Below are 17,287 nucleotides of genomic sequence, written 5' to 3'. Positions count from 1 at the left end.
GGTCCGAACACGGGCGGCTGGAGTCGAGCACCTTTGCAAGGAGGGCAGCATGACGCTCAAGTCGGGATTCCAATTCGCGGAGGCGCAACTTCTGCTTGAGATGGCGCAGCGTGCCTACGCCGGCACGCCATCGCTGACCGAAGCGGTGGCAACCTGCGGCGTGCCCTCCGTGCCCGATCCAAGCTCAAATTGGGCGGTCCGCAAGGACCTCACCCCGACGAGTGCCACGCTATTGGATAATTACTGGCAGGTCTGGCAGAACCAGAGTGACACCACCCAATACGCGATCGCAGTGCGCGGCACGGTCGCAAGTGCGGCCAGCGTGTTGGCCGACTTGCTGTTCCCCCTGATCAACGCGCGCTTTGACGTGAAGCTCGGTCCGATCTCGCTGCCGTTCTATCTTGCCCGCGATGAGGGTGACAGTGCGGTGAAAGCCGGTGTGCATTCGGGCTTCGCTCTGAGTTTGCTGCTCATGCTGTTCACCACCGATAGCCCGTTGTTCGTGACCTTGGGGCTGCTCGCGGAGCAGGGCAACGACGTCTACATCACCGGGCATAGCCAGGGTGCCTCGATCGCCACGCTGCTGACCTCGCTGGTCCGGCACTCGACGGATGTTTTTAAGGGGCCGGCCTACAAGACCTATACCTTCGCGCCTGCCAAGGCCGGCAACGACCATTACGCATACGATTACGCGCGGCTTGCCGCCGTCGACGGATACGGTTGGGCCGTGACGTCGACGCAGGACTGGGTGCCGCAGGCACCGTTTGCCCTGGAGTGGATATCAGACCTCAACACGCCAAATCCGCTGCGTGGGTTCGGCGGCAGTCCCAATCCTGAAGCAATGATCGCGCTCGGCAGCGTGGTCACCGACGGTGAGAGCGCAGTCAATCGCGTTCGCGACGATGCGGTGAGGCGGCTCAAGCAGCGGGTCGAGAGTCTTTCTCGGAGACTGATATCCGAGACGATCCATTTGACCGCCGCCGATCTCGGCGCGGCAACCGCCGCACCGATCACGGGATCAACGATCTCGGACTTGATCCAACAGATCCTCGACCAGCTTCAGGCCTCGCTGAACTATGCTGACGTCGGCGCGCTGCTGCCGCTCTTCGCCAACCCGGGCGGCAACCCGACCGATGGGACGCCGGGATGCCAGAAGCTGGACTATTTTTGGCAGCACCACCTCGGCAACTACCTGAAATACATGAAGCAGCAATATGGCGGCTGAGCCGGAAAGGACTGCGTGCGCCCTCCGAGCGCACCACCTTCATCCTTATCGCTGTTTTGGCTGGATTTCGGCGACTGCCTCGCGCGGTGCTCGTTGGTCCAAGCGATCATCAGCTTGTCCGCCGGTCAAAGTGACCGGCGGGAATATGCTGTCGTAGATCGCACGCGCCTCACGGATGAGGCGCTGCCGCTCGAGCTCGGATTTCGGAACGAATCGAACGACGTTGGTCATTTGCGTTCCGCGGCTTCGTCGGCGCGGCGCCAGACCGGGAAGGGGTCTGCGAGCTTCGCCCATTCCGTGACGTTCATCGCCGGCTTTCCCGGGACGAGGCAGGCATCCAGACGGGCGCGGAGCGAACCTTCATCCATACTGGTGCCGATGAACACGATTTCCTGGCGGCGATCGCCGTAGATGTCGTTCCAGTTCGCGCGCAGCTGCTTCCGCCAGGACGGATCATCCGGCCATCTTTCCCTGGGTACGCTTGCCCACCAGAAGCCAAGCGCCTGCGTGCGCGTGATCGTGCCAGCCTGGCTGATCTCGCCAAGCCATTGCGGGCGTGTTGCCAGCCAGAAATGTCCCTTGGCGCGAATGACGCCGGGCCAGGGCTCCCTGACGAACTTGTCGAACTTTTCGGGATCGAACGGCCGGCGCGCGCGATAGACGAAGTTCGTCACGCCGTATTCCTCGGTCTCCGGCACGTGATCGGCAAAGCCGTAGAGCTCCTTGAACCAGAGCGGATGCTGCTGCGCCCGCTCGAAGTCGAACCGGCCGGTGTCGAGAATGCGATCGAAGGCGACCCGGCTGTGGTTGGCTTCGATCAGATCAGCTTCCGGATTGAGCGCGCGGATGATCTTTCGCGCTGCCTCGCGTTGTGCGGGCGAGGCGTCATCGACCTTGTTGAGAACGATCACGTCGGCAAATTCGATCTGCTCGACGAGGAGATCGACCAGCGTGCGCTTGTCGTTCTCAAGCGCTTCGCCGCGCTGATCGAGAAAATCCGTCGACGAATAGTCCTTGAGCAGGTTCACGGCGTCGACCACGGTGACCATGGTGTCGAGACGCGCCACATCGGAGAGGCTTTCGCCGTCTTCGGAACGGAAATCGAAGGTCGCCGCAACCGGCAGCGGTTCGGAGATGCCGGTGGATTCGATCAAGAGATAATCGAAGCAGCCATTTTCTGCGAGGGCGCGCACCTCCTTCAGGAGGTCGTCTCGCAGTGTGCAGCAGATGCAGCCGTTCGTCATCTCGACGAGCTTCTCGTCAGTCCGGGACAGGTTCGCACCGCCATCGCGAACCAGATCCGCATCGATGTTCACCTCGCTCATGTCGTTGACGATCACCGCCACCTTCAGGCCGTGCCGGTTGTTCAGGACGTGGTTCAGCAAAGTGGTCTTTCCAGCCCCGAGGAAGCCGGACAAGACGGTGACGGGGAGTTTTTGCATGGAGATCGAAGAGCCTTTTCAACGGGATAGGACGGTGACACTTGGGGAGGGGCATTGGGACCGGATATGTAATGTTATAACATTACATTCGCTGGCGGCGCCGTCGTCAAGTCGTTTCGCGGCTCAGCTGAAATTCACGCGAACATTGAGGTGGATGATCGTTGTAACGACCTGCTGCCGCTCAGCTCCCAGGCAGCAGCGCGCTCAAAGGACCGGCGCAGCGGACTTAGCCGTATTCGTCGCCGATCCCGTATTCCCGATAGATCTCGAGCGGATCCGTGTCCGGAAACAGGCGGCATTTGGCCTGGGCGAGGTGCAGGCTCACCGCCGACGGCTCCTTGCCGTTCGCCAGCATCTTGCGGATGTCGTCCATGTGCGCGCTCGGCTGGTGTTTTGGTTCGAGCTGCTCCAGCGCGACGAGCGCGGTCGCCAGGGCCTCGGTCAGCACCCAGTCGTCGTGGCCCGTGATTCCCTTCTTCGGCATCGGCAGACCCCACATGTGGTGGCTGTGCCAATGTACCGTAGCTTCCGGCGAATCTCCATCGCGCAGCTGGCAACCTCGCGTTTACGTGGAACACGCAGGTCCCGGTCCTCTTGCTTGCATTATGAACGCCCGTGGCTAAAAGGCGGCCGGCGATCGTATCTTTGTCGAAATAAAGATGGCGTAGACGGATCGCACCGCTCAGGGCTGGAGCCAGCATGGTCTTTCTTAGCTTCGTCTACCGCTTCGTGACGAACTTCGCCTTCATGGCGATGGTCTATTTCAGCCTGAATTTCATGGAGAAATACCAGAACCGGGCGATCCTCGCGATCCTGGTGCTGGTCTATGCCGGCATGCGCGCGGCCTCGACGCTGCGTGCGTTCTATTTCTTCCAGAAGATCGAGAAGCTGGAGGCGGAGACCAAGCGCCTGCAGGCTCCGATCAATGACGGTTCGGGCGCAACGAACGCGCGCAAGCAGGTCGTGGCCGACGTTGGCCGGCTGCGCCGCGACGGCGAGCTCAAGTCCTATATGGACCTGTTCTTCCTGGCGCTGATCGTGCTGCTCTGTGTCGCCAACATCATGCGCCAGTAGAGCTTACTGCGCGCGCTTCTTCAGGCTGGCGACGCGGGTCGGACGGGTCACGGCACTCTTCGGTGCCGCGCCCTTGGGGGCGGTGCTCTTGGCAGTGCTCTTGGGGACAATGCTCTTGGGGGCGGTGCCCGTAGCCTGCGCGGTGTGCTTCGCTCCGGCCGGCGCCGCGTGTGCGGTCCGATGTCCGCGCGACTTGCCGGCCTTGCCCTTGGCTGCATGGGGCGTCTCGGCCGCCATCGCCAGCCGCGTCGCGGCGCGCCGCGACAAGGTCGTCGACAGCAGGACCTCGACCGAGCCCTCGGGGATGGCAAAGAGATCGCGGTCGGGCACGGGCAGGGTGGCGGCGACATTCGCCAGCGCCATGGTCTTGCGCGGCAGCAGCGGCTGATGCTCGGTCTGCGCGTTGAGGTCGGCAAGCGAGGGCGCCGGCAGCGTCTTGGTCTGCGCGAACACGAAGTTCGGCACCGACGGCCAGCGGGCTATCGGCACGGTCTCGGTCGGCGGATGCAGCAGCCATTCCACCGGCGTGGTCGGCGTCGCCGGCCGGTCGGCGGTCGCGGGCACCACATGCACGATGCGATAGCCGCGCGCCTTGAGGTCGCGGATGATCTTCGGCAGCGCCGCCACCGTACGGGGCTGGATGTCGTGCAGCAGCAGGATGCCCTTGCCCTTGGCTTCCAGCCGCTGGATCGCGAGCTGGTAGACGCGGTCGGACGACACATGGCGCCAGTCGTCGGCGGGGAAGTCGGCGCTCCAGACCTGGATGCCGCGCGAGATCAGGAGGTTTTCGACGCCTTCGGCGCGCATCAGGCCGGGAATGCGGAAGAACGGCGCGAGCTTGGACGGATCGGTCATCGCGGCCGAGGTCCACTCGATGCCGCCGTTGATCTGCGCCTCGGCCTTGTCGAGCGGCATCCGGTCGAACGTCAGCGGATGGTTCATGCTGTGCGTGCCGACAGTGTGGCCCGCGGCAATCAGCTTGCGCACGCCTTCCGGGTTCGCCTTGGCCTGCTCGCCGATGATGAAGAAGGTCGCCTTGATGCACTCGTCGTCGAGCATCTTGAGGATCTGGTTCGAATATTTCGGCAGTGGACCGTCGTCGAAGGTCAGGACGACTTCATGGTCTTTCAGCGGCAGCGTTTCGCGGTACTGCATGGTGCCGATGCGCGGATGCTCGCGCGGGTCGACCACGAGGGTGCGGGAGGTCCCGAGCGCGTCCGGATGGCCGGGACAGTCCGCCGCAAGGGCCGCCGGTGAACCGACGACCAACAGCCCCAGACACAGGACGATCCACGATCGCGTCCGAACAACAACGCTACTTCCGATCATGAACCTCGTCTGCCTCCTTACGCGACTGCCGCCCTAATTGGTCGGAGACGCCCAGAAACGGTTCAGGCGCAATACCCTCTACATCCTTGCATGCCGTAGCATGAACAGACTGTTAATAGGGCCCAAATCACCCCATTTTGCACCGCCGTGACATTACGGCATCAATGCGCATCGGCGCTTTTCTGTGATGTGCCCGCCGGCACGACGTGAACGACGCGATAGCCGTTGTCCCTGAGGTACCGCAGGAAGGCCGGCATGATCGCGGCCGTGCGTGCCTTGGGGTCGTGGAAGAGGATGATGCCCTTGCCGGCGGCGGCGAGGCGCTCGGTCACGAGCTTCAATTCCTGCTCCGGCGTCATCTCGTTCCAGTCGCTGGCCCAGAGGTCGGCCCCGAACACGACGATGCCGCGCGACTGGAGCAGGTCGAGCTGGGCTGGCGTCCCCTCGAAATAGGGGAAGCGAAAGAACGGCGTCGAGGGCGTCGCCGTTGACACGCCTTTGAGCGCCGTCTCGTCGGCCGCGATGCCGCGGTCGATCTCGCTCTTCGCCTTCTCGAACGGGATCCGCGCCATGAACGGGTGCGACCAGGTGTGATGGCCGATGGTATGGCCCTCGCGGGCAATGCGCTTGACCATGTCAGGATGTTCGGAGGCGTGCAGGCCGATCAGGAAGAAGGTCGCGCGCACGCATTCCTGCGCCAGCGCCGCCAGCACCTTCGACGTCGTCGGCGGATGCGGGCCATCGTCGAAGGTCAGCACGACCTCGTGATCGGCGAGCGGCAGCGTCTGCGGAAAGCTCTTCAGGCCGACGCGCGGCGTGGTCTTGGCGTCGACGCTCAGAACGCGCGAGGTGCCGAGCGCGTCCTTGCGCGGGCAGTCCGCGGCCTCCGAAGCGGCGATGCCGGCGAGGCCCGCGAAGACCGCGCCCACCGAGATCGACATCCATTTCAGCCGAAGCATCTTTGCCATTGCGCTCGCAGTTCGCTTGTGGGTATTGCCTGACCGTCAGCTCAGACCACTCGTTCCAACCTGTCAAACGGCGAGGCGCGCCATGGATGAACATATGGACGGTGCCCCATCCGCCGAGGCCTCGGTACTCGACCACGTTCCGATGCGCAATGAAGACGGCGAAATTCGTCATGAATTCGTCGAGGAGATTGCCCATGCGATCGAGGCCGGCGACAGCGCGGCGCTGCGCGCCTGCGTCGCCGAGCTGCACGAGGCCGATCTCGGCGATCTGATCGGAGCTCTCGCGCCCGACCACCGCGTTCGCCTGGTCGAGCTGACCGGGCGCGACTTCGACTTCTCGGCACTGAACGAGCTCGACGAGGGCGTGCGCGAGGAGATCCTCGAGGAGCTGCCGCCGGAGACCGTTGCGGAAGGCGTCCGCGAGCTCGAATCCGACGACGCGGTCGAGCTGCTGGAAACCCTGGACGAGGCGGAGCAGGAGGAAATCCTCGAGAAGCTGCCGTTGCAGGAGCGCGTCGCGCTCGAGCGCAGCCTGCTTTATCCCGAAAATTCCGCCGGCCGCCGGATGCAGACCGAGTTCATCGCGGTGCCGCAGGACTTCACCGTCGGGCAGGCGATCGACTACATGCGCGAGACGCCGGATCTGCCCGACCGCTTCTACGAGATCTACGTCGTGGACAAGGACCAGCATTGGCAGGGCGCGGTCTCGCTCGACGTCCTGCTTCGCGCCCGCCGCCCGGTGGCGCTTGCCGAGCTGACCGACGAGGATCGTCGCCGCGTCTCCGTCCTGGAGGACCAGGAGGAGGTGGCGCGCATGTTCGGCAAGTACAATCTCGTCGCGGCACCGGTGCTCGACACCCAGGATCGCCTGGTCGGCGTCATCACCGTCGACGACGTCGTCGACGTGATCGAGGAGGAGGCGGACGAGGACCTCAAGGCGCTCGGCGGCGTCAACAGTGACGAAGAACTCTCCGATACCGTGTTCACCATTGCGCGGGCGCGGTTCAATTGGCTGCTGGTCAATCTCGCCACCGCCTTTCTTGCATCCTCGGTGCTCGGCCTGTTCGAGGGGCAGCTCGAGAAGATGGTCGCGCTCGCGGTGCTTGCGCCGATCGTCGCAAGCCAGGGCGGCAATGCCGCGACCCAGACCATGACGGTCGCGGTGCGCGCGCTTGCGACGCGCGAGCTCGGCTCCTCCAACGCCTGGCGCGTGGTGATGCGCGAAGGCCTGGTCGGGCTCGTGAACGGCCTTGCCTTCGCCTTGATCACGGGCATCGCGGCCGTGGCCTGGTTCAAGATCCCGGGCCTCGGCATCGTCATCGGGCTTGCGATCATCTGCAACCTCGTCGCGGGCGCGCTCGGCGGCATCCTGATCCCGATGGCGCTCGAACGTGTCAGGGCCGATCCGGCGGTCGCGTCAGGCACGTTCGTCACGACGGTGACCGACGTCGTCGGCTTCTTCTCCTTCCTCGGCATCGCGACGCTGTGGTTCGGGTTGAGGTAAGGCGCGCTATGCCCTCGCGTGTCCCGGGCGCGCTGCAACGCCCTTCGCGTTGCTGCGCAGAACCGGGACCCAGAAAGCAGCACGGCGCGTGGTGGCGAAATGGGCCCCGGCTCAGCAGCGCACCGCTGCGCGCTGCGCTGCGTCCGGGGCACGAGACCGTCTTCGCCCACCATCATCTTTAATCCGAACTTAAGCGACCTGCCGCATCATTGCCCGTGCTTGGGGGAATGGACATGCGGTTGCGGCTGAAGGCGGACGGACGGGTCGTCGAGTTGCGGGATGGGCAGGAGCTTCCGGTCCAGCCGTTGCCGGTCCAGGCGGCGGCCAATGCCGCCCCTGGCGATGATGCCAGCTCGCTCGCCGTGCGCGCTCTGCGCCGTCGCGCCTGCCTCACCCAGATGGAGTTCGCCGCCAAGCTCGGCGTTCCCGTCGAGACGATCCGCAACTGGGAGCAGGGCAAGCGCGCCCCGCGAGGACCCGCCCGCGCGCTGCTCGCCGTGATTGCGCATGCGCCGGACACCGTGTTCCAGGCGCTCGCCAAAGCCTGACGTCAAGGCCGGGCGCGAACCTCCCGTTAGCATTGCCCTGAATATCCGGCCCGGCGCCGGCGTCGTCCGTTGGCAGTGTCACGGGCCGGGTCCATAATGGCGCCCGGATGATGTTTTGAGGCGATCGCAACAGAGAGGATTCCTCATGCTGTTCGTCGAGGCCAATGGCGCAAGGATACCGGCGATCGGGCTCGGGACCTGGGAGCTGGGCGGGCGCGCTTGCGGCCGCGTGGTCGAGCAGGCGCTGCGGCTCGGCTATCGCCACATCGACACTGCGCAGGTCTACGACAATGAGCGCGAGGTCGGCGACGGCCTGCGCGGCTCAGGCGTGCGCCGCGACGACATCTTCCTCACGACAAAGGTCTGGACCAACCATTTCGCGCCCCATGATCTCGAACGCTCGGTCAAGGAGAGCCTCGCCCGGATGCGGCTCTCCTCCGTCGATCTCCTGTTGCTGCACTGGCCCAATTCGCACGTGCCGCTGGAGGAGACGCTGGGTGCGCTGTCGCATGCCAAGCGCATGGGCCTGACCCGCCACATCGGCGTTTCCAATTTCACCGTGGCGCTGACCGAGCAGGCGGTGGCGCTGTCGCCGGAGCCACTCGTCTGCAACCAGGTCGAATATCATCCTTATCTCGACCAGACGAAGGTGAGGGCAACCTGCGACCAGCATGGCCTCGCGCTGGTCGCCTACAGCCCGATCGCCAGGGGCCGCGTCAAGGCCGACCAGACGCTCGCCGGGCTCGGCCGCGCGCATCGCAAGACGCCGGCACAAATCTGCCTGCGCTGGCTGGTGCAACAGAATGTCGCCGCGATCCCGCGCACCTCGCGCGTCGAGCGTCTGTCGGAAAACATCGATATTTTCGATTTCGAGCTCTCGGACGACGAGATGGCCCAGATCGCCGCGCTGGCAAATCCCAAGGGCCGCCTGACCGATTTCGGCTTCGCGCCAAAATGGGATTGAGAGGGGGCTGCTGTATGCTAGGACCGGCGTGGCAACCCAAGATCGATCGATGGAACTGCGGAAGATCATACGGACGGACATTGCAGCGTCGGCGGTCGCGCATCTGACGCTGGTGGCGCTGATCATCCTGATCAGCGAAGTCCATCCGTTTCACGCCGCGGCGCCCGAGACTGTTTCGGTGGACATCGTCACGCCGGAGCAGGTGAAGCAGGAGGAGGAGAAGGCTCAGGAGCAGGCGAAGGAGAAGCCGCCGGAGCCGCTGCCGGACCTGAAATTGCCGAAGCTGGATTTCACCGACAAGGACAAGGCGGAAGCCGCGCCGAAGCCTGCGACCAAGCAGCAGGCCGCGGCGCCGTCACCGCAGGCCCCGCCTGAACCGCAGCAGAAACAGCCGCAGCCGCAGCCCTCTGAGGCACCGAAGCAGCGGGAGGCCAATGTGCAGCCGCAGCCTCAACAGCCGCAGCCGTCGCAACAGCCGCCTCCGCAACCCCAGCAACAACCGCCGCCCCAGGCGATGCCGCAGCCGCCGTCGCAACAGCCGCCGCCGCAAGCAATGCAGCAGCCACAGGCCGCGCCGCCGGCGTATCAGGCGCCGGAGCCTGACGTGACGGTCAAGTACGGCGTCATGCTGGGCTTGCCGCCGGAATTGCCGCCGGAGCTGCCGAAAGACGCCCCCAAGGACGATGGCGGCGATGCCAAGGATTCAATCGCAGCCAAGCTGCCACCCGAGGTCATCGCCGCGCTGCGTCGCCACCTGAAGAGCTGCGCCAAATTGCCGGCCGGGGTCGACCCGACCGACAACGTCAACATCAAGCTGCGCACGGTGTTCGCCACCGACGGCACGCTGGCGCGCCCGCCGATCTTGATCGAAGCTCCGCCATCCGCGAAGGGCGTGGCCATCGTGAAATCCGCGACCGCAGCGGTCCAGGCCTGCCAGCCCTACAAGATGCTGCCGGCCGACAAGTACGACGAATGGAAGATCTTGGACCTGCCGTTCTCGCCGCGGGATTTTGGCGGAGGGTAGGCGGCTCGCTCCACTCTATCCGTCCTGCGAGCTAAGGCCTCCCGGTTCGCGGCTTCAGCCATGCCATGATTACGGCGTGCGGCGTTCTCCGGCTGCGTGGCAAGCTATGTCTTTCGATGGTGCGCCGTGCAAACGCGCCGGCCTGCTCGGCGGAGCCTCGCTGCGCCGGCGCGAGAGCCATCCACTCGCGAATGACGGCACGTCGAATTTTCGATTTTGGCATCGGATCAAATCCATGAGTTCGGGTGGATGTTCACGCGGCCTGCCGAAGGGGGATGGCCTCCGAGCGCCGCGCCAGAAGCACGCTGCCACATGGATGCTCGGCGCCTTGCAGGACGACGAAGCCGCGCTTCGTCACTGCGGCACGAAGAGTGTCCTTCGCAGCTGCCTTCTGCGCATCGAGCCAGATCACCAGCACGGCGCGGGGGCTCAGGAAATCGTCGAGCCAATCCACTGTCGCATCGAGTGCGTGAAGCGTGCGTCGCCGCCAATCCACGAGCGCGACTTCATATTGACCTGCCGGCCGGCCGCAATTGCCTGCCGCCGCCGCCAGCAGATATCCGCGACGATGCAGCTCAATCACCAATTCCATGCTCTTCGCGCCGACCACGACGATGCGCTGCCGCGTCGAGCAGTTCGCGATGGCCATCATCGGATCGATGATCCTGTCGCTGACCCCTGAATTCGACATCATTTCACCAGTTCGCTACGCCGCGCGAGCTTGCGCGACGGAGCGGATATGGTGCCGGAGGCTGTATGATTTCGAGATTGGCGCGATCGCGGTTGCATAGGATCGGCATAGGACCGGCCTCGGCCGCGCGCTGCCGGAAACTTACGCCGCGCTTATAAACAGACGATGCACTCCCCATCGCATTCAAATGCCGTCAGCGCCATTCTTCCGGCCCGCGCGTGCTATCGCGCCTTGCCTGGAGACAAAAATGTCCGCTTACCGTGCATTGATCGTGGGACTACACGATCGTCCCATCAGAATGATTCACATGGATTGCATCGATGATGAAGCCGCGATCAGCTCCGCGGAGAGGCTCGTCGACGGTCGCGACGTGGAGCTCTGGCAGATGGATCGGCCTGTGGCCAGATTCGATTGCCGGTCCGGGACGATGCGCAGGAAGTAGGCCGGGATATCGCCGAGTGGGCGAGCCTCGCGCCTTGGGATGACGGAGCTAGTCGCGTCGTCATTGCGAACGTAGCGAAGCAATCCGGACTGTCGCCGTGAAAAGATCCTGGAGTGCTCGCTGCGCTCGCAGTGACGGTGTGGAGAAAACGCGTGCCGCCCTTCGCTCGCGCGCAGCAGATGCCTCAATAGCCGCGCTTCCGCGTCTCCGCACCATCCATCTCCTCCGGCGCCATCGCCGCCCATGCGCTCGATGCGAACTGCCTTCGCCAGGTGACGATCACCACCGCCGCCGTGGTCACGAACAGCACCCAGGGGCTGACGAACCAGCCGAGATAGCCGAGTGCGAAGAAGAAGGCGCGCTGGCCGCGGTTGAAGTGGCGGCCGGCGGATTCGAACAGGCGCGAGGTGCGGATGACGTGGGCCTCGGCCTCGGGCGTGTCGCGCCGGTCAGCCGGCGGCATGCCGCCAAACAGGATCGCGACATAGTTGAACAGGCGATAGGCCCAGGCGAATTTGAAGAAGGCGTAGACGCAGATCAGCACGAGGCCGACGCATTTCAGCTCCCACATTGCGGGCGAGGTGCTGAGGTCGATCGGCAGCTTGCTCAGGATCGTGATGGCGTCGTTGGTGGCATGCAGCAATGCCAGCGCGCCGCCGAGTGCGAACAGGCTGGTGGAAGCGAAGAAGGCGGTGCCGTTCTGGAGCGAGGCCATGATCTGCATGTCGACCATGCGGGTGTCGCGGTCGAGCAGGCGGCGGACCCAGACCTCGCGATAGCGGTTCATGCGCGCCGACAGGCTGTCGCGGCCATAGGCCGAGTGCTCCAGCGTCAGGGCATAGACCAGCCATTCGATGATGAAGAAGCCGACGGCCGTGATGTCGACCCAATGCCTGCCCATGTCTCACTCCTCGCGAAGATCGCAACGATTGCCACGCGCGGCCGGGTGCGGCAACGATTGATTGGCGGCAGGCGATGGCGCTAAAAGCAGCCGCATTCAGAGGACTTAGGGAAGGACCAGCGACATGGCCGCGCTCAAGCTCGCGATCGGAAACAAGAACTACTCGTCATGGTCGATGCGGCCATGGCTCGCACTGCGCGCCAATGACATCCCGTTCGTCGAGACCGTCATTCCGCTCTACACGGATAATCCCGCCGACAAGGATCAGATCCTGTCATTCAGCCGCGCCGGCAAGGTGCCGGTGCTGGTCGACGGCGACATCACGGTGTGGGATTCGCTCAGCATCATCGAGTACGTTGCCGAGCGCTATCCGGAAGCGAAGCTGTGGCCCGACGATGTCGCCGCCCGCGCGCACGCCCGTTCGGTGTGCGCCGAGATGCATTCCGGCTTCATGGCCTTGCGCAACGAATGCGGCATGAACCTGCACCGCCCCGTGGGCGCCGTGACGCTGTCGGCGGACGCCAGGGCCAACGTCGCCCGCGTGCAGGAGATCTGGCGGGAGTGCCGGGCGCGCTACGGCGCCAAGGGACCGTTCCTGTTCGGCCGCTTCGGTGCGGCGGACGCGATGTACGCCCCGGTCGTGCACCGTTTCCGTACCTACGCGATCGAGGTCACGCCGGAGACCAGAGCCTACATGGATACGATGATGGCGTTGCCGGCCTTCCAGGAATGGACCCGCGACGGCATCGCCGAAACGCTTGTCATCGAGAAATTCGAGAACGTCTAACCCGCGAATGTGATCGGGCGCCGCTTGACGATGTGCAGGCTGGCGGCGCTCAATCGCGGCGGAAGGACCGCTTGGGAGAGGGCAGGGGCATGGGAATTCTGGACTCGCTGGAAAACAATCCGGTGCTTCGCAGCGCGCTCGGCCAGCTCGGCGCCGCGGTCCTGCCGGCGGTGTTGAACGAGGTGCTCGGCAGCAACAATCAGGGCGGCCTCAGCGCAATCGTCGCGAAGCTCCAGCAGTCCGGCTTCGGTGACCAGGTCAAATCCTGGCTCGGCAACGGCCAGAACCTGCCGATCTCGGCCGACCAGCTCCGTGCCGTGCTCGGCAACGACACCGTTCGCCAGCTCGCGGCGCGCTACAACATCCCGGTCGACCAGCTCGGCCAGATTCTGGCCCAGGAACTGCCCAAGGCCGTGGATCAGGCAAGCCCGGAGGGCCATCTGCCCCACACCGCCTGAGGGAGCCGGTTCCAGCGGTATCCTCCACTCACCGGTTCCTGCACTATCGTCCTGAAAATACTGCCGGATCGGCCTATTTGCCATGCCTGTATACCGCTGGCCAAAACGCCGCATTGCGTGCTATATGTCACGCCGGGTTTTCAGCCGGTCCGACGCAGTGGGACCCTGGGCACGGCCGGCGCTGTTTGAGTCATGGAGATGGGCGTTGAAGCATAAATTCCCCGTGGGAACGCGCGTACTGTTCACTGCCAGCAACGTCGCGCGCCCGGCTGCGAGTGGCTCATACGAGATCATCCGCCTGCTGCCGACGGATGGCGACGACTGCCAGTACCGCATCAAGAGTTCGACTGAAGCGTTCGAGCGCGTCGCCAAGGAAAGCCAGCTCGCCCAATCCTGACGGATGACGGTGCCGCGCGTTGACATCGCGAAGGAATTCGCTTCGCTCGCCGTCAAAAGGCCCCCTTCGCCTCGACATGGTGAACCGGGGGCAGTTGCCGACTTGCGGGGGCTCGCTTTGACCATTCGCTCTTTGCTCGCGTGAGGGACGTCGCGCATGAACTGGGCATGGGCCACTTCGTTCGACCAAATCTCGCGCCCACAGGCCTTTCCGATGTGGATGATCCTGGTAGCCGCCGGCCTCCTCGGCCTGATTCTCCTGATTACGCTGGTGCGCGCCGAAAGGTCGGTTGCCAACGGCGCGCTGACCGTCATCACGCTGCTTTCCATTGCCATCGCCGTGGCTGCCACCGTGCGCGTCTATGGTCCGGCGGAGGAGGCGCCGCCCGGCGAGGCGCGCGCGCAGAGCGCGGTCGTCGCCAGCCTGCCGGCGCTGTCCTGTCTCGACGATCTCGCCGGCAATGCCGTGGCGATTGGTTGCGAGAAGGCGCTGTTCGGCTCGCCTGACGCGGCGGCTGCGGCCGTCTCCTACACCGCCGCACGGATCGACCGGCTCACCGCGCTCGGCGATGCCGCGACCGCCGAGAAGAGCCTGACGCTGGACATGAAGGTGCTGCGCAAGGCGCTGGAGCGCGATCGCTACGGCTTCGTCGCGCAGGTGCTGGTTGCGCGCGACGGCTGCACGCAGTTCGACTGCCCCGCCTTCCGCTCGCTGACCGATCAGCAGCGGGTCGCCGCCAACATGGATTCCCATCTCTACGACACGCTGGTTGCACGCTATTCGCCGGGCTGGAACGCACCCGCAACGGCCCCGGCGATGCCGGCCACCGCGGCGCTTGCCGGGATGCCGCCATCGATGCCGACGGGGAGGCCGACCAATGCGGAGTTCCCGAGCGCGTCATCGACGCCGCCGGTGAGCATCATGAATCCGGAGCCGCCCACGGCGGCGGTGCGACAGGCGGCGCCCGCCGGAGGCGCAGCCTCGGCGCCGCGCGCGTCCGCTCCGACCTCGGCGCAGGCTGCTGCTCCTGCGGCGCCGGCTGCGAAGAAGCCGCCGGCGCCGAAGGCCGCGCGTGCGCCGGCCGCAGCACCGGTTCCGCTCGCTCCGCCGGCCCCGGCTCCTGCGGCTGCGGATAACGAATAGTTCGGCATTCCAAATGCGTGGCTGCCCGGCTAATGCTGGGCGCATGCCGCTACATCTGATCAAGCTCGCCGTCGGCTGCGACTCCGTCAAGGAATTGAAGGGGTGGGTCGCCGAACGGATGCAGACCGCCAAGAAGAAGGGTCTGCCGCAACATCACATCCACATCACCCGCATGGTGCCCAAGCGCGACGCCGAGATCCTGGCGGGCGGATCGCTCTACTGGGTGATCAAGGGCGAGATCGCCGTGCGTGAAAAGATCATCGGCATCGAGCCGTTCCGCGACAAGGACGGCATCGGCCGTTGCCGGATCGTGATGCAGCCGAAGGTGATCTCGGTATCGCCGCGGCCGATGCGGCCGTTCCAGGGCTGGCGCTACCTCAGCGACGATTCCGTGCCGCCCGATCTCGGCAAGTCGGCCGCCGGCTCGATCGCGGCGATGCCGGAGCCGATGCGACGCGAGCTGCGCGATCTCGGACTGCTCTGACGCGGCCGCTCATGGCGGCGTGACGATGTGCAGCCGCGCCCAGTCGGAGGACGGCATCACGACCGGACGTCCGCCTTCGCCGATGGCGTCGATGATGTCGACCAGTTCGGGCTCGACGCCCATCTCGAGCAGGTACTTGCGATACTGCTCGCCAAAGATCGCCGTCAGGCTCTCGCGCTGTTCGGGCGCCACGTTGGGCGCGCGGCGATTGCGGATGGAACGGCCGGCCAGCACCACCGTCGCACCTTGCGGGAGGCTGCGATGCACGCCGCCGGCGAGCATGAGGACGCACGCGAACTCGCACGCCGGATCCGGCAAGGACACCTTGGCGTCGAGCGGCCCGCCCGGGCGCTTCAGCGCAAAACAATCCACCTCCGGTTTGCCGGCGCAGGCCTCGACCTCGGTCGCGCCGGCGGTGGCATCCAGGCCGCGGTCGCGCAGGATGCGGCCCATGCTGACTGCAACATTGAGGTTGGAGCCGCCCCAGCTATGGATGACGAGCGGCAGCTTGTGTCCCGCCTGGCGATCGAGAATCGCGATCAGCCGCTTGTAGCTGTCCCATTGCACCGTGCCCTCGGCGGCGATCCAGTCGGAGCAGCCCGGTCCGCAGGCCCCGGAGGGGCCATGGGCGACGTAGAAGATCATCGCATCCGGCGGCGAGCCGTACAGGCCGATCGGCGGGCGCTGTTGTGCCTGGGCGGCAGTCGCGGCGACAAGCGCCAGCACGCCGTTCACGATCATCGTGCGGATGAATGACATGCCCCTGCCGGCCGGCTCGTTTCCTCGCGCCGATCATCCATCCGGGCGAGGGAACGCGCAAGATCGACCCTGGCGGTTACACCGCGATATTGTCGATCAACCGGGTCGTGCCGAGCTTGGCCGCCACCAGGATCCGCAACGGGCCGTCCTTGCGCGAGGTGACCGGCGCGAGCGTCTCGGCATGGCGGGCCTCGAAATAGTCGAGCGCGAAGCCGACCGCCGCGATCGTCCCGGCGCCGCGCGCCATCGCGGATGCGATCGCTTCGCCGGCGCGGATGCGCCCGGCGCTGTCCTTCATGGCGCCGTAAAGCGTGGTCGCGGTCTGCCGCTCCTCCGGCGAGAGATAGACGTTGCGCGAGGACATCGCGAGCCCGTCACGCTCGCGCACGGTGCGGGAGCCCGTCACCTTGACGCCGAGGTCGAGGTCGCGCGCCATCTGCGTCACCACCCGCAACTGCTGAAAGTCCTTCTCGCCGAAGATCGCGACATCCGGCCGGCACTGCGTGAACAGCTTGCCGACGACGGTGGCGACGCCGCCGAAGAAGTGCGGCCTGAAGCGGTCCTCGAGGCCGGCCAGCGCCGGCCCCTCCGGCACGATGCGGGTCGCAAAGCCGTCCGGATACATCGCCTCGGCGCCGGGATGCCAGACGATGTCGACGTCCTCGGCGGCGAGCTTGGCGAGATCGGACTTCCAGGTGCGCGGATAGGCACCAAAGTCTTCGGTCGGGGCGAACTGGGTCGGGTTGACGAAGATCGACACCACGACGCGACTCGCGCGCCGCCTGGCGAGGCGCACCAGCGACACATGTCCGTCATGGAGCGCCCCCATGGTCGGGACCAGCGCGATCGTGGCCTTTCGCTTGCGAAGATTGTCGACGGCTCGTCGCAAGGCGGGGACCGTGCGGGCGATCAAGGGGCTTCGTGACATCAGGACTCGACAGGGTTGGGAATGGGAAGCGGGCGCGTCCCGGCGCCCGGCCGGCTAACCTTAACAAGCGCCGATCGTGGACGCCATGCATTCGGATGCGGCACAGCATCCCGCGCGAGGCCGCGCACGATGTCGCGACATGGCTGAATCACAAGCGAGAGATGGTGCCGTGATTCATTTCGAACACGGCGCGCTGCGATTTGCATTTACTGTCACGCA

The 17,287-nt window shown here is 65.3% G+C and carries 21 protein-coding genes; 12 read left to right on the top strand and 9 right to left on the bottom strand.

The window, feature by feature from the left end:
* The first annotated feature begins 49 nt into the window (after positions 1 to 49).
* The gene (locus IVB46_RS00800; RefSeq protein ID WP_247315929.1) at positions 50 to 1,225 is read left to right on the top strand and encodes a hypothetical protein; all 1,176 of its coding nucleotides are present in this window, start codon (positions 50 to 52) and stop codon (positions 1,223 to 1,225) included.
* 45 nt (positions 1,226 to 1,270) lie between these two features.
* On the opposite strand, the gene IVB46_RS00795 is transcribed toward IVB46_RS00800, so the two are convergent.
* The 3 genes from IVB46_RS00795 to IVB46_RS00785 form a co-directional block, all read right to left on the bottom strand.
* Complete coding sequence (locus IVB46_RS00795; RefSeq protein ID WP_049826125.1) at positions 1,271 to 1,456, bottom strand: hypothetical protein; 186 nt, start codon at positions 1,454 to 1,456, stop codon at positions 1,271 to 1,273.
* Positions 1,453 to 2,667: a zinc metallochaperone GTPase ZigA gene (zigA, locus tag IVB46_RS00790; protein ID WP_247315932.1), complete on the bottom strand. Its 1,215-nt coding sequence runs from the start codon at positions 2,665 to 2,667 to the stop codon at positions 1,453 to 1,455. Before zigA ends, IVB46_RS00795 begins: the two co-directional genes overlap by 4 nt.
* Positions 2,668 to 2,893: 226 nt before the next feature.
* Positions 2,894 to 3,151, bottom strand: a complete 258-nt coding sequence (locus IVB46_RS00785) for a hypothetical protein (RefSeq protein WP_174770120.1) — start codon at positions 3,149 to 3,151, stop codon at positions 2,894 to 2,896.
* 215 nt (positions 3,152 to 3,366) lie between these two features.
* On the opposite strand from IVB46_RS00785, the gene IVB46_RS00780 reads away from it, so the two are divergent.
* Complete coding sequence (locus IVB46_RS00780; RefSeq protein ID WP_063982749.1) at positions 3,367 to 3,741, top strand: hypothetical protein; 375 nt, start codon at positions 3,367 to 3,369, stop codon at positions 3,739 to 3,741.
* Positions 3,742 to 3,744: 3 nt separating this feature from the next.
* Here IVB46_RS00780 and IVB46_RS00775 read toward each other — a convergent pair whose 3' ends face one another.
* Positions 3,745 to 5,070: a polysaccharide deacetylase family protein gene (locus IVB46_RS00775; protein WP_247315934.1), complete on the bottom strand. Its 1,326-nt coding sequence runs from the start codon at positions 5,068 to 5,070 to the stop codon at positions 3,745 to 3,747.
* 161 nt (positions 5,071 to 5,231) lie between these two features.
* Positions 5,232 to 6,038 carry a polysaccharide deacetylase family protein gene (locus tag IVB46_RS00770; RefSeq protein ID WP_247315937.1) on the bottom strand — a complete coding sequence of 269 codons (807 nt, stop codon included), beginning with the start codon at positions 6,036 to 6,038 and terminating at the stop codon, positions 5,232 to 5,234.
* 82 nt (positions 6,039 to 6,120) lie between these two features.
* On the opposite strand from IVB46_RS00770, the gene mgtE reads away from it, so the two are divergent.
* The 4 genes from mgtE (at position 6,121) to IVB46_RS00750 (ending at position 10,078) form a co-directional block, all read left to right on the top strand.
* Positions 6,121 to 7,542: a magnesium transporter gene (gene mgtE / locus IVB46_RS00765; protein ID WP_028150524.1), complete on the top strand. Its 1,422-nt coding sequence runs from the start codon at positions 6,121 to 6,123 to the stop codon at positions 7,540 to 7,542.
* 227 nt (positions 7,543 to 7,769) lie between these two features.
* Positions 7,770 to 8,090 carry a helix-turn-helix domain-containing protein gene (locus IVB46_RS00760; protein WP_247315939.1) on the top strand — a complete coding sequence of 107 codons (321 nt, stop codon included), beginning with the start codon at positions 7,770 to 7,772 and terminating at the stop codon, positions 8,088 to 8,090.
* A 145-nt stretch (positions 8,091 to 8,235) separates the two neighbouring features.
* Complete coding sequence (locus tag IVB46_RS00755; protein ID WP_231142135.1) at positions 8,236 to 9,054, top strand: aldo/keto reductase; 819 nt, start codon at positions 8,236 to 8,238, stop codon at positions 9,052 to 9,054.
* Positions 9,055 to 9,103: 49 nt separating this feature from the next.
* Positions 9,104 to 10,078 (top strand): hypothetical protein, encoded by a 975-nt coding sequence (locus tag IVB46_RS00750; protein WP_247315940.1) that lies wholly within the window; start codon positions 9,104 to 9,106, stop codon positions 10,076 to 10,078.
* A gap of 253 nt (positions 10,079 to 10,331) precedes the next feature.
* Here IVB46_RS00750 and IVB46_RS00745 read toward each other — a convergent pair whose 3' ends face one another.
* Positions 10,332 to 10,730: a hypothetical protein gene (locus IVB46_RS00745; RefSeq protein WP_135214881.1), complete on the bottom strand. Its 399-nt coding sequence runs from the start codon at positions 10,728 to 10,730 to the stop codon at positions 10,332 to 10,334.
* Between IVB46_RS00745 and IVB46_RS00740 the strand changes: the two genes are divergently transcribed.
* Positions 10,720 to 10,869 carry a hypothetical protein gene (locus IVB46_RS00740; protein ID WP_187388028.1) on the top strand — a complete coding sequence of 50 codons (150 nt, stop codon included), beginning with the start codon at positions 10,720 to 10,722 and terminating at the stop codon, positions 10,867 to 10,869. The genes IVB46_RS00745 and IVB46_RS00740 overlap by 11 nt on opposite strands.
* Positions 10,870 to 11,395: 526 nt before the next feature.
* Here the strand turns inward: IVB46_RS00740 and IVB46_RS00735 are convergent.
* On the bottom strand, positions 11,396 to 12,112 hold the full coding sequence (locus IVB46_RS00735) for a DUF599 domain-containing protein (RefSeq protein WP_063982755.1): 717 nt from the start codon (positions 12,110 to 12,112) through the stop codon (positions 11,396 to 11,398).
* 124 nt (positions 12,113 to 12,236) lie between these two features.
* On the opposite strand from IVB46_RS00735, the gene IVB46_RS00730 reads away from it, so the two are divergent.
* From IVB46_RS00730 to IVB46_RS00710, 5 genes are all read left to right on the top strand, one after another.
* The gene (locus IVB46_RS00730) at positions 12,237 to 12,899 is read left to right on the top strand and encodes a glutathione S-transferase family protein (protein ID WP_247315942.1); all 663 of its coding nucleotides are present in this window, start codon (positions 12,237 to 12,239) and stop codon (positions 12,897 to 12,899) included.
* Positions 12,900 to 12,988: 89 nt separating this feature from the next.
* The gene (locus tag IVB46_RS00725) at positions 12,989 to 13,357 is read left to right on the top strand and encodes a YidB family protein (protein WP_247315943.1); all 369 of its coding nucleotides are present in this window, start codon (positions 12,989 to 12,991) and stop codon (positions 13,355 to 13,357) included.
* Between the two features lie 205 nt (positions 13,358 to 13,562).
* Positions 13,563 to 13,754, top strand: a complete 192-nt coding sequence (locus IVB46_RS00720) for a hypothetical protein (RefSeq protein WP_014494643.1) — start codon at positions 13,563 to 13,565, stop codon at positions 13,752 to 13,754.
* Between the two features lie 156 nt (positions 13,755 to 13,910).
* Complete coding sequence (locus IVB46_RS00715; protein ID WP_247315945.1) at positions 13,911 to 14,897, top strand: hypothetical protein; 987 nt, start codon at positions 13,911 to 13,913, stop codon at positions 14,895 to 14,897.
* A gap of 43 nt (positions 14,898 to 14,940) precedes the next feature.
* Entirely contained in the window at positions 14,941 to 15,381 is a 441-nt protein-coding gene (locus IVB46_RS00710; RefSeq protein WP_247315947.1) for a DUF1489 domain-containing protein, read from the top strand.
* Between the two features lie 9 nt (positions 15,382 to 15,390).
* Here IVB46_RS00710 and IVB46_RS00705 read toward each other — a convergent pair whose 3' ends face one another.
* Positions 15,391 to 16,140: a hypothetical protein gene (locus IVB46_RS00705; protein ID WP_247341620.1), complete on the bottom strand. Its 750-nt coding sequence runs from the start codon at positions 16,138 to 16,140 to the stop codon at positions 15,391 to 15,393.
* A gap of 76 nt (positions 16,141 to 16,216) precedes the next feature.
* The gene (gene panC, locus IVB46_RS00700; protein WP_247315950.1) at positions 16,217 to 17,068 is read right to left on the bottom strand and encodes a pantoate--beta-alanine ligase; all 852 of its coding nucleotides are present in this window, start codon (positions 17,066 to 17,068) and stop codon (positions 16,217 to 16,219) included.
* Positions 17,069 to 17,287: the final 219 nt, after the last annotated feature.

Origin of the sequence: Bradyrhizobium sp. 61 (genome assembly GCF_023073075.1) — a bacterium.
Classification (GTDB): Bacteria; Pseudomonadota; Alphaproteobacteria; order Rhizobiales; family Xanthobacteraceae; genus Bradyrhizobium; species Bradyrhizobium barranii.
The sequence above is the reverse complement of the archived record's forward strand: the minus strand, read 5'-3'. Positions and strand labels throughout refer to the sequence as shown.

Bases quoted from the DNA above. Each gene is read 5' to 3' on its own strand.
- IVB46_RS00715 (WP_247315945.1), top strand. From the start codon at position 13,911: ATGAACTGGGCATGGGCCACTTCGTTCGACCAAATCTCGCGCCCACAG.
- IVB46_RS00780 (WP_063982749.1), top strand. From the start codon at position 3,367: ATGGTCTTTCTTAGCTTCGTCTACCGCTTCGTGACGAACTTCGCCTTC.
- IVB46_RS00735 (WP_063982755.1), bottom strand. From the start codon at position 12,112: ATGGGCAGGCATTGGGTCGACATCACGGCCGTCGGCTTCTTCATCATC.
- IVB46_RS00755 (WP_231142135.1), top strand. From the start codon at position 8,236: ATGCTGTTCGTCGAGGCCAATGGCGCAAGGATACCGGCGATCGGGCTC.
- IVB46_RS00710 (WP_247315947.1), top strand. From the start codon at position 14,941: ATGCCGCTACATCTGATCAAGCTCGCCGTCGGCTGCGACTCCGTCAAG.
- zigA (WP_247315932.1), bottom strand. From the start codon at position 2,667: ATGCAAAAACTCCCCGTCACCGTCTTGTCCGGCTTCCTCGGGGCTGGA.
- panC (WP_247315950.1), bottom strand. From the start codon at position 17,068: ATGTCACGAAGCCCCTTGATCGCCCGCACGGTCCCCGCCTTGCGACGA.
- IVB46_RS00725 (WP_247315943.1), top strand. From the start codon at position 12,989: ATGGGAATTCTGGACTCGCTGGAAAACAATCCGGTGCTTCGCAGCGCG.
- IVB46_RS00750 (WP_247315940.1), top strand. From the start codon at position 9,104: ATGGAACTGCGGAAGATCATACGGACGGACATTGCAGCGTCGGCGGTC.
- IVB46_RS00760 (WP_247315939.1), top strand. From the start codon at position 7,770: ATGGACATGCGGTTGCGGCTGAAGGCGGACGGACGGGTCGTCGAGTTG.
- IVB46_RS00705 (WP_247341620.1), bottom strand. From the start codon at position 16,140: ATGTCATTCATCCGCACGATGATCGTGAACGGCGTGCTGGCGCTTGTC.
- IVB46_RS00730 (WP_247315942.1), top strand. From the start codon at position 12,237: ATGGCCGCGCTCAAGCTCGCGATCGGAAACAAGAACTACTCGTCATGG.
- IVB46_RS00740 (WP_187388028.1), top strand. From the start codon at position 10,720: ATGGCCATCATCGGATCGATGATCCTGTCGCTGACCCCTGAATTCGAC.
- IVB46_RS00785 (WP_174770120.1), bottom strand. From the start codon at position 3,151: ATGCCGAAGAAGGGAATCACGGGCCACGACGACTGGGTGCTGACCGAG.
- IVB46_RS00770 (WP_247315937.1), bottom strand. From the start codon at position 6,038: ATGGCAAAGATGCTTCGGCTGAAATGGATGTCGATCTCGGTGGGCGCG.
- IVB46_RS00795 (WP_049826125.1), bottom strand. From the start codon at position 1,456: ATGACCAACGTCGTTCGATTCGTTCCGAAATCCGAGCTCGAGCGGCAG.
- IVB46_RS00775 (WP_247315934.1), bottom strand. From the start codon at position 5,070: ATGATCGGAAGTAGCGTTGTTGTTCGGACGCGATCGTGGATCGTCCTG.
- mgtE (WP_028150524.1), top strand. From the start codon at position 6,121: ATGGATGAACATATGGACGGTGCCCCATCCGCCGAGGCCTCGGTACTC.
- IVB46_RS00800 (WP_247315929.1), top strand. From the start codon at position 50: ATGACGCTCAAGTCGGGATTCCAATTCGCGGAGGCGCAACTTCTGCTT.
- IVB46_RS00745 (WP_135214881.1), bottom strand. From the start codon at position 10,730: ATGATGGCCATCGCGAACTGCTCGACGCGGCAGCGCATCGTCGTGGTC.